Below are 11,080 nucleotides of genomic sequence, written 5' to 3' on the forward strand. Positions count from 1 at the left end.
CTCTCAAAATACTCATTTACTTGTCTGTAAACTCCGCTTTTTCGATCAATTTTGCCTTGCCTGACCTGCGCTCATGACGTTAATCAAAAGCTTTTCAGCTCCGGGTGACTCGTAAAACATCTTCCAGAGTGGTTTCACCTCTGGCAATGCGCTCAACACCGGCAGCCAGCAAATCCGGCCATTCACTGAAGACTTCACGGGCCATATCCGCTTCGGCAGCACCCTCGTGAATCATGTCCGACAAGCGCGGAGAAATCGGCACAAATTCATAAAGCCCGACACGCCCCAGATAGCCGGTCTGCTGGCAGTGTCCACAGCCTTTAGCCTCCCAGACCTGTTCCAGCTCCCTTCCGGTCTGACCCAGCCACTGGCGTTCACTGTCTCTCACCGGGCGGGGTTCACGGCAATGACTGCACAAACGTCTGACCAGACGTTGGGCCATAACGCCCTTGAGACTGGACGCCAGCAGAAAGGGTTCGATCCCCATATCCCGCAGACGTGTGATTGCCCCCAGGGCGGAATTGGTGTGCAGAGTGGACAGCACTAGGTGGCCGGTCAGACTGGATTGCACAGCAATGGAGGCGGTTTCCAGATCACGGATTTCCCCGATCATCACCACATCCGGGTCCTGGCGCAGAATGGCCCGCAAGCCTTTAGCAAAAGTCATTCCAGCTTTGACATTCACCGAGGTCTGGCCGATGCCGGCAATGGCATATTCCACCGGATCTTCCACGGTGAGAATATTACGGCTGGAATCATTGAGTTGGTTCAGACTGGCATAAAGGGTGGTGGTTTTACCCGACCCGGTCGGGCCGGTGATCAAGAGGATCCCATTGGGCTGCTGCAGGATCTGCTGATAACGTTCGGCCACCTTTTGCGGCATGCCCAGTTCGGTGATGCCCATCAGGGCGGCGGTCTTATCCAGCAGGCGCATCACCACGCGTTCACCGTAAATCGAAGGCAGGGTGGAAACACGAATATCCACTTCCCGACCGGCAGCACGAACAGTGATCCGGCCATCCTGGGGGTGGCGTTTTTCAGCAATATCCAGCCGCGCCATGACCTTGATGCGCGACACCAGCATGGGAGCCAGCTTGCGCGGTGGACGCATGACTTCCATCAACACGCCATCCACACGAAAACGCACCAGCAATTCCTGCTCGAAGGTTTCAATGTGAATATCCGAAGCCGAAAGACGCAAAGCCTCGGAAAACAGCCCGTTGATCAAACGAATAATCGGGGCTTCACCTTCGCTTTCCAGCAGGTCTTCAATGGCAGGCAGCTCTTCCATCAGGCTGTCCAGGCTGACCTCTTCCAGACCTTCAATCAGTTCGGAGGTACTGGCCCGCCCGGCATCATAGGCCCGCGAGAGATGTCGGGCAAAATCTTCCTGACTCAGCCATTCCAGGCGGGCCGGTTCTCCCCGGACACGAATCACTTCCTGCATTTGTTTGAACTCGGCCCCCTGCTCGGCAACCAGCACAAACTGTCCATTGGCCTGAGGTTCAACCAGCAGACCAAAGCGCTTGGCAAAACGGTAAGGCAGCAACTCCACCATGATCAGCGCACTTCCCGACGGGCCGGAAAAAGGTCTTCCAGAGTCAGAGTCTGCCCGGATACTCCACGCGGCTCCCATTCTGCCAGACGATCACTGTCAGCATTCCTGAGCAGGTGAGCGGCGCGCATATAACGGTATTTCTCACTGCTGGCAGAGGCCAGAGCATCCCGGTCATGCAGAATCTGGGGTTTGATGAACACCATCAGATTGCGTTTTTCACGACTGATGCTGGTGGAACGAAACAACGCACCCAGGTAAGGGATGTCTCCCAGCAGGGGCACCTTACTGAAGATTTCCTGCTCGTCTTCTCGAATCAGACCCCCCAGTACGATAATGTCATTGTTATCCGCCATCACCGTGGTGGTGATTTCGCGTTTATTGGTGATGATGCCTTCCTCGCGAGTGGCATCTTCAATATTGGAAACCTCCTGCAGGATTTCCAGGCGCACTGAATCACCGTCATTGATCTGGGGCTTGATCTGCAGACGTATGCCCACTTCCCGACGCTGAATGGTCTGGAAGGGGTTGGTGTTGTTATCACCCGCCGTGGAACCAGTGATAATGGGAATTTCCTGACCGACCAGAATCGAAGCTTCGGTATTGTCCATGGTCAGAATGCTGGGTGTGGAAAGAATATTGGCATCCGTTTCCGACTCAAGGGCACGCAGAATCGCTGCGAAATTGATCCCCGAACTGGCAATGCGCCCAACCCCTAATGCAAGCCCCTGCAAACCGGCCAAGGCGGATAAAGCCCCGGCATTCCCTCCATCGTTATAACCTTGGGCCAGTCCATCCAGTCCACCCCCAAAATTACCCGAAGCCAGAGGAACGGAAGCCTCACCGGGATCGGCAAACAGCCAGCTCACTCCCAGCTCTTTAGCCCGGTTTTCGGAAATCTCGACAATAATGGCTTCCACCAGCACCTGGGCACGACGAATATCCAGCTGGTCAATGATCAGGCGCATTTCCCGCAGTTGATCCGGGCTGCCCGAGATCACCAGGGCATTGGTGGATTCATGCGCCTGAATATTCAACTCACGCCTGGAACCGCCCTCCTCACTGGACTCTTCGCTTGCAGACAGATTTTGCAGCAGAGTGACTATTTCGGTTGCCGAGGCATGGCGCAGATAAAACACCTGGGTATTGGCCGAACGCTCCACCGGTTGATCCAGCTCAGTGACCAGACGCCGGACTTCATTGCGGGTCTGTTCATCACTGCGCACCATCAGCAGATTGAGGCGACTATCGGAAAGAATTTTAGGTGGTTGGCCGCCGCTGCCTTCCCGGCGCATCAACTGATTCAGCAGTTGTTCCATTTCCGTGGCGGAAGCATGCTCCAGAACCATCACCTCAAGATCATCACTGCTGGCCGTATCGATCCGGCGCACCAGGCGGGTCAGCCTTTCCAGATTGGTGCCCCAATCCGTCAGAATCAGCAGGTTGGAAGGTTCATAGTGGGTGATCACCCCGATGCGTCGATCCATCAGGGGCGTAAGAATATTAACCAGCTGGGCGGCACTGGAGTTCTGAACTTCCACCACGCGGGTGGCCATAATATCCTGACCGTCCGAATTGGGTGGTGAAGCGGATTCCACACGAATGGGTTCCAGGCGGGCGGTCTGCTCCGGTACGATTTTCAGACGTTGGTCGTCCAGCTCCACCACGGCAAAACCATTCACCCGCAACTGGGAAAGAAAAACCTGATACACCTCGTCAGCCGTTAATTCGCGCTGGCTGCGAATACTGACCCGGCCCCGCACTCGGGGATCAACCATAAAGGTGCGATCGGTAATCCGCCCGACACTGTCAATAAACTCGGACAGCTCCACATCCTGAAGATTGACCGAGAAGCGCTCCTCCTCTGCCCAACCGACTGACGGCAGAAATAGCAGCAAAACCAGAATTTTTGTCAGCAGTGCTTTCACGGACTACTCCATTTCTAAACTGAATAACAAACGCTCACCATCACGCACAAGTTCCACATCCACTGCCCTGGCGGTTGCCAACTGACTCTGCAGACCCATCATGGCTGAAGTATCACTCACCGGGGTACCGTCCACTGCCACCACCAGATCACCTTCCTGCAAACCCAGGCTGTTGAAAAGTTCAGGGTCCGAACCCGGCCTGATCCGAAAACCCTGCAACTGACCGCCTTCGCTGTGTGGAGACACCGTAATATGGCGCATCAGCTGTAAGGGATCACGCACCAGGGATTCACGAAAATCCGGGCCGAAAGCCTCTTCCAGGGCGCGGGTCCCCACTCTTTCCTGCCGGGCAGGCTCTTCAGTCGGGGATTCATCCCGTGAAGTCTGACTGCGCTCTGGAGTGGGCTTGTTTTCACGCGAGGAAGCAGACTGGCTGGCTCTTTCACCTTGATCCGACTGATCCAGCAGTGCGCTGCGCTCCTGGGGGTCAGCTTCGGAGGCCAGTTCCAGATCCACTCTTTCCAACTGCCCATTGCGGTTGAAAATAAGAGCGTCACGCTGGATTTCCTGCAGCCTGAGTCCGGGTTCCAGTTCATCCCCTTCCGACAAGGTGTAATCCTGATTACGATACCGCAACAGTACCACCGAACGCCCGCGGGTTGTGGAATAAAGCACCCCCTGCACTTGAACCGCCAGACGACTGCGCTGAACCGGTGCAACCACAGCTGGTTCCTCACTTTCTTCAGCAGCAACCCAGTGTTGATCCAGATTACTGATCCAGAGAACCTCCGGGGCGGAAGAAGTCGTTTTACGGGCCGCAGGCGCGGCTTCAGGAAGAGGGTAAAGCCACTGCAGAAAGCTCCAGGTGAAGAGCGCCACCATCCAGGCCACAAGCGCCCAACCGGCCAGCATCCACAAACGCTTCACGAAGCACCCTTTTCCAGCAAGGCCTCAGGATGCCAGCCGGGATGACCCTCCACAAACGCCAGACTGGGTTTCTCAATATCCGGCAGTTGCCAGTCTTCAGGGCGTTGACGCAGCCAATCCTCCAGCAGTTGCCATAAGGGCGCACCTTCCCCCTGATAATAAAGCGACCAGCCTGCTACCCGCACCTGTTCACTGGTGGAGGGTGCAGGCCATTCCAGTTCGGAGACCCGCTGCCCTGCCTGAGCTTGATAGCGCAGCACATAATGACTGCCCGTCAAACGCGGCAGGTCTTCGCTGGTGTGCAGGAACAAGGCCTCGCTCAACCATTGGCTGGCCCCTGCCTCCAGGCGCGAACGCAATTGCTGCCGGTTGGCACCGACATTAAACACCGGGGCATCAAAACCCGCTGTGAGACTCAAAAGATGTTCACGGGTAATCGCTTCACCCGGTGCCACCGCCAGACCATGGCGCAAACCCGGCGCAAAGGTCAGATCAGCGCCTGAGGTTTTCAGCGCCTCGGCAATCAATTGATCCCAGCTGCCCGCCAGCGCATCACGCCGATACAACCAGCCCGGTGCTGTTGCCAGTGGCTGATCCAGCCAACCGGCATAGGGCGCGCGCAAGCGGCTGATCTGGCTTGCAACTTCGGCATCTGCTTCCTGAAGCTCTGCCCAGATCGGATGAAATTCAGCATCCAGCTTCCAGCCGGAACCACCTGATTTCACCTGAATGGAAAAGAACCCCTGCCCCTGACTGCCCGCCAAGCAAACAGGAACTGGTGCAGCATTATTCTGACGCGGATAAACCAACTGCGGCCAGAGATCCTGACTGCGTGAAGACAGAATCAGATCCACCCCTTCCAATTGTTGCGCTAGCCAGAAGTTGGGGTTGGTTCCAGCATCGGAGAGCAAAAGTACCAGTGAAGCTCTCTGCCCGGCTTCCTTCACCTGCTGCTGAATACCTGCCAGCCAGTCCTGTTCGGCAAACTCCTCTTCCTGCAAAGCGGGGTCGGTGACGCCCACCACCGCCACTTCAACACCACCCTTGTGGAAGTAAGCCACCGGCTGCTTGTTACTCAGTACAGGACGTTGAAAAGTGGAATAAAGATCCGAATAAGAAGAGGGCCACAAGCGTTGTTCCTCACTGGCCACCCGCACCTCAGCACCCAGCCAGTGGCTGGACAGCGGCCCATGACGACCCGAAGACATCTGCGCCAGACCACTGCCACTCCAGCATTGCCCACCTTCCAAAGTCAGCGTTTTCTCTTCGCCCAGTGCATTTTTTTGTTCCTGCAAAGCCGCCGACAAGGCCGCATAGCCCCCCATACGCCCCAACTGTCCTGCCTGATGGCGTGCGCCCGAAGCCGTCAACCAGGCGGCTGCCGAAGTGTTTTCAGCAATACCCAGAGCCGCCAGACGACTGAATTCGGTGAGATAAGGAGCCTGCCCGAGCAAAGCCATGGGGCCTAAATGATTGGCCACCGGGTGAGGAACCACCGGCTGCCAGTGAGCGTGAGTATCAGCATAAAACAGCAGCTGCAATTCACCCTCAACAGGCGGTGAACGCTTGAGCGCGGGCGAAGAAGAAGCACAACCAGAAAAGCCCGCAACAGCAGCACTGGCAAAAGAAGCCTGAAGAAAACGACGGCGCGAAAGCTTGGGCATGAATAGAGTGTCCCTGAAAAAAGCTTATGAAAATCCTTTAATACTAACGGATAACAGGATTTGAATCCCAGTCATGCAAAAAAATTAATACTCAGCCAGTCTTGCACAGGCAGTACTGGGAGCTGAAGTCATTCCGGCCAGAGCGCCCCCGGAACCAAGCATCCAGCTGAAAATCAGGCTCGCTGACAGACCCGGTTCCAACTGCGCACCCTCAAAGTAAAAATCATCAATCCCTTCCAGCTCACTGATGTCCTTGTCCGACCAGCCTGCTGAAGTGCCGAGAGGATAATGATAACCCACACCCATCTGAAGCCGGGTATTCGGTGACCATTGTTTCTGCAAAGTCAGCTCGGGAGAAAGATAGGCAGCAGCCATGCTGAAGCTTTCACCATCCAGGTTCACCTCATCGTAAAGCTCAGTGTTCCAGCCTTCACCCCTGGCCTGATGGCTGCGAAACTCAGCCCCCATATCCGTACCTGCCCCTACAAACCAGCCAGCACCCAACAACCAACGCTTTTCAAACCCGAAATGAATCCGACCCACCAGACCGTCATCAAAATCGGCCTGATCAAAACGCTGATACTCGCCCCCTTCTGCGTAACCAAAACCCAGCCCTAATCTCAGCCAGAACTCGGATAACCAGGCCCGATTCCGCAAATACCCCAGATTACCGGCCACACCCCAATCAAGAACACTCAATTCACCGGCACCCGTTTTTCCCCAGCCCAAGTCCAGTTCATTTTGCTGATGCCCGGCTCGCAGATAAGAGACAACACCTGTCCAGGGGTGCTCAATCGCCAGATCCTGATCCTCACCGGAACCGCTGACACGAACAAGACGGCTCGGACTGCGCTCACTTTCCGGTAAAGCCTTGCAGCTGTCTCCAACACGGGTAACCTGTCCCCAGCCCAGCTGCCTGCGCTGACCATCGACCTGACGGTGAAAACCAAACGGCTGATTCACCCGAATCGACTCCTGGTTACCCACCTGAAGCTCCAGGGCACCTGACTCACCGGCCATGAGCGGTGCCTGCATACGAAAATCCTCGTAGTGCTTGAGCTGAAAATTGATCCCGACATGATGGTTTACAAAATGATCACTCATGGCAGCTTCCAGCCAGGTTTGCAACAAGGGGTTCCGTGATCCGACCCGTTTTCTCAGACTGCTGCCTGCCAATCCCGAAGCAAGGGCACCGGGAGAAGATTCCAGTGAAGCAAAAGATTCAAAATGCTCGCCGTCAAAACTCAGAACCTCGGCAATCATCGGATGCTCAACACGCAAGCGGTGGCTGTACACGTAGTAATTCGGTGCCCGTTCACGCTCAATCAGGCGCTGGGTGATTGACAAGGTCGCTGAAACTTCAGGGAGGTGAAAGGCAAAAGCATAGCCAGCAGTCAGCAGGCTTTCCAGCACTTCCGATGGCATACCCAACTGCCTGGCCCGCTCAGTGATGAAAGTGTCTCTCTCCCGGGCATTCATCTCCAGGTAGCGTACTTCTGCTGCATCTGAAAGCAACTCCTGCAAAGCCGGAGCCACTTCGCGATCCAGGTGCCGAGTGACCACATCTAGCACTTCATTATTGCGAACCCGGCCATCCGGCAAAGGTGAAAGCGAACCTGACCAGCGAACCTGATCATTGGCTGTTCGTAAAAGAAGGCCCTGTTCATCCATCAGCAAATGGTCATAACGAGCCGGCAAGTAATAATGCAAATGATCTGCCAGCAACTCATCGGCAAAGCTCTGACTCAAGGGAATGCTCCACACTCCCAGACCACGCGCATCACCTTTATGGGGGATATAAGTGACCTCCATAGGCACTTGATTACTACTCAGGAACAGGCGCGGGACAACCAGCACAGCAGGCCTTTCCGTCACCGCCAGGGTGGCATCAGCAGTTGTTTGCTGATAACGGGTAGCCGCCACCCCGGCCAGAGGCCAGTAAACCACAAGAAACAATGCCACCCACCAGAATCTGTTCATGGTTTAACCCTTAATCCAGCGCCAGAAGCCCACAAAGGCATCCAGCCCCCAGCGCACCACCGCCTGCAAACGCGGCTTGTCATCCATCCACTGCGCCACTGCCGGGGAATAAGTGTAATACTGATCCACCAACCAGCGACCGGGGCCAAACTCCATCAGCACTTCATTACGAAAATTGCGGAGAGCATCCACTTCCGGGGCGTAAACATCACCGTAAACACTGGTGGCGATATAGCATTCAGCCGGTTCAGAGGAGGTGGAAGGGGAACTGGAAACCAATCGTATCTGAGGCTTCAATGTAAGCTGGTACATGCCGTCATAGAGTTTGGTTGCATAGGGCCACCCATCCTTCTTATTTATCACCCAGTTGGCATTATTATCATTCTGCTGGGTGTAGCCGTGACCGGAACTCAGCTCTTTGAAGGTTGTTGTTGATAGCCTGTAATTCATACCTTCAAAGCGCAGTCTGAAATCACCGCTGATATTAAATGACCAGCTATCTGAGAGGTCTTCAGCATTGATCAGCAGCAGCTCTTCTTCACCCTCCATAATGGTATAAAGTGACCAGCTACCCTGTTGAGCCTTATCATAATTATCACGCGTTACTTGGACAAAATAGCCCCGCCAGGTGGTTTCACAAGTCGCGCCATCACACCAAGTGTAACTTTCAGGCACAGTTGCTGATTGCATCAAGCTAAAATCTAGAGGATGAAGATCCTCACCTGAATTCAGCCGCAGAAAAAGAGTACCCTCCTGCCAGTTGGCAGGCAGAGAAACCCGCAGTGCTGTAGCTGATTCAATATCAGGGATAATGCTTACCGAGCCTTCACCTGGAAATTCCATACGAGCCGATACAACTTCATTCAGCTTATAGCCCTGAAAACGCAGGACATCCACCCCTTCAATCCACTGATAATTAAACCAGGCAGAGGAAAATACACTGGCAGCCGTACTATTGAGCATTGCCTGAGCATTCAGCAGACCCGGATACTTAAGCTTGCCCTCGAAATCTGAATTAGAACCCCTCCAAATATTATTAAGCAGTGCTGCTCGATAAGCTTCTGATGGATACCCGCTATGCATCTGCATCAAAGCAGCCAGAGACGCACTCGCCAAGGGTGCAGCCATAGAAGTACCAGTCATAGCCACATAATGGTTGTCATAATAGGTACTTGGTAGGCTAGTGCCGGGGGCGGCAAAGTCTACTGTTTGATAGCCATAGTTAGAACCCTCACCTGGTGTTTGATTAAGAGCATTTAAAGAAGCAGCATTGGCTACAGCAACAACATGCTTGAATTTATTGGAAAAAATAGCTGGATATACCGGATCGGTATCATTATTACTACCTGCATTACCAGCCGCAGCAATAATGTAAACACCCGCATGATCCGCCCCTGCGATGGTATCGTACAAAGATTGGCTATAACCCGAATAGGTCCAGGAGGCGTTAATTACTCCTGCTCCTTTTGTAACTGATTCATTGATGGCCTGAATGGCATGAGTAATATTCCCACCTTTGCCATCCTTATCAAAAAACTTGTAATTGAATATGGTGGCCGTTGAGCAAACACCCGCCACTTTCACGTTCTCATTGGACCTGGCAGCAATCAAACCGGCAATATGGGTCCCATGACCATGATCATCTTCACCAGTGCTGCTACCCATTATAAGGTTTTCATTCACTCGGAAATCATTATGATTCAAATCCGTGTGAGCGGTATCCACTCCGGTATCGATGATGGCAATCGGCACAGTTTCACATGCAAACTGCGTCGGACCCCAAGTGGTTGGTTCACTAAATCCCAGCAAATCAAATTGCCTGGGCTGGTTGGTTGACTGAATATCCACCTGCCCATCCAGTTCCACAAACCTGATCTGAGGCTTGCCGCGCAGTTCGCGGATCAAGCTGAGCCGCTGAGTACGATCTTCAATCTCATAGCGAAAAAGCTCGTAATCAAGATGGTCCGGAGTGGATAGCTGTTGCCCTTCAACCTGAACAGCAGGTACAGAAGCAGTGCCTGGCAAGTTCAGTACAGGCTGAGCCTCCCCAGGCTCCCAAGCAACCAGTACACCCTGAGCCAGCAGAGCCGTGCTCCAGAAAAGCAGTATGAAGAGTACAAAACGCAGAAGGCTCATTTGATTATCTCTGTAGTCTTATCCGGCCTTGATGCTCTGCTGCATGCTCCAGCTTGCTAAGCGGTCTGAAACTGCTCTCGAAGCGACTGGAAAAATCTAGTGAGTAGCTTATTGCAGATGCGTTTTGCAAGGCCGAAAATCCCCGCCGACCCAAATCAGACAAATTAACATTGAATGGAATCTCCAAGGTAATCTGCTCTCCGGCAGGCAGCTTTAAACCAGGCTGCAACTGTCCACCTGCTACGCGATCACCTTCAAGTTGGAAACCATAGTCAAAATCAGCAATGTTGAGATCAAAAATATTTGGGTTAGTCACTCGCAAAGACAGCAACAGTCGCGCTTTGGAAAATGAAAGACTGTCAGCTTTCAAGCCTGCCACCTCCACACGGGGAAGCTGAGGTACAGGAAAGGAGCCATTGGTTTCCAAGGGAACTCTTCTAACACCCAGCAAAGGAAGATCAAAATCAATACCGCCAGTAATCCGGTAATCCAACTGATTACTAGTCCATAAATTTTCCACCAACCCGGCAATCTCGGAGAATTCCAGAGTCACCGGAAAAGTCAGCGTCACCTCTTCACGGGAGGGTAGATTTTGACCTTGCAACTGCTCACCTTTCAATAGAGATCGATTTTGTATGAAAACCTGATAATCAAGTGCGGCGACAGGTACAGTGAAAGCATTCGGGTTAAAAACAGCGACATCAACTTCCAGATCTGCCCGTTCACGGCTTAGAAAAACGACTCGCTGGTCGACAACCTTAGCGTCTGGAGCCTTCGGATCAAACAAATCCTCCAACCAGGCGCAACCACTAACAGATCCCAAAAGAATAAGAAAAAGAAAAGCAAATACCAGATGACGTTGAGCACTCATAAGCTATCCTTGTAAAACG

The 11,080-nt window shown here is 53.5% G+C and carries 7 protein-coding genes; all 7 read right to left on the minus strand.

All coding sequences use genetic code 11. From position 1 onward, the window contains the following. Positions 1-94: 94 nt before the first annotated feature. Positions 95-1,558, minus strand: coding sequence for a type II secretion system ATPase GspE (gene gspE / locus LG323_RS05295; RefSeq protein ID WP_404419676.1), 1,464 nt, complete (start codon positions 1,556-1,558; stop codon positions 95-97). 2 nt (positions 1,559-1,560) lie between these two features. Beyond that, a complete protein-coding gene (gene gspD, locus LG323_RS05300; protein WP_404419678.1) occupies positions 1,561-3,483 on the minus strand; it encodes a type II secretion system secretin GspD in 1,923 nt (640 codons plus the stop codon). A 3-nt stretch (positions 3,484-3,486) separates the two neighbouring features. Then, complete coding sequence (gspC, locus tag LG323_RS05305; protein ID WP_404419680.1) at positions 3,487-4,410, minus strand: type II secretion system protein GspC; 924 nt, start codon at positions 4,408-4,410, stop codon at positions 3,487-3,489. Then, complete coding sequence (locus LG323_RS05310; RefSeq protein ID WP_404419681.1) at positions 4,407-6,074, minus strand: hypothetical protein; 1,668 nt, start codon at positions 6,072-6,074, stop codon at positions 4,407-4,409. The genes gspC and LG323_RS05310 overlap by 4 nt, the downstream gene beginning before the upstream one ends. 84 nt (positions 6,075-6,158) lie before the next feature. Then, on the minus strand, positions 6,159-8,054 hold the full coding sequence (locus LG323_RS05315) for a hypothetical protein (RefSeq protein ID WP_404419683.1): 1,896 nt from the start codon (positions 8,052-8,054) through the stop codon (positions 6,159-6,161). Positions 8,055-8,057: 3 nt separating this feature from the next. Further along, a complete protein-coding gene (locus LG323_RS05320; RefSeq protein WP_404419685.1) occupies positions 8,058-10,190 on the minus strand; it encodes a S8 family serine peptidase in 2,133 nt (710 codons plus the stop codon). Between the two features lie 4 nt (positions 10,191-10,194). Continuing rightward, the gene (locus LG323_RS05325; RefSeq protein WP_404419687.1) at positions 10,195-11,061 is read right to left on the minus strand and encodes an LEA type 2 family protein; all 867 of its coding nucleotides are present in this window, start codon (positions 11,059-11,061) and stop codon (positions 10,195-10,197) included. Between the last annotated feature and the right edge of the window lie 19 nt (positions 11,062-11,080).

This window comes from Marinospirillum sp. (genome assembly GCF_044810985.1).
In the GTDB taxonomy this organism is placed as follows: Bacteria; Pseudomonadota; Gammaproteobacteria; order Pseudomonadales; family Halomonadaceae; genus Marinospirillum.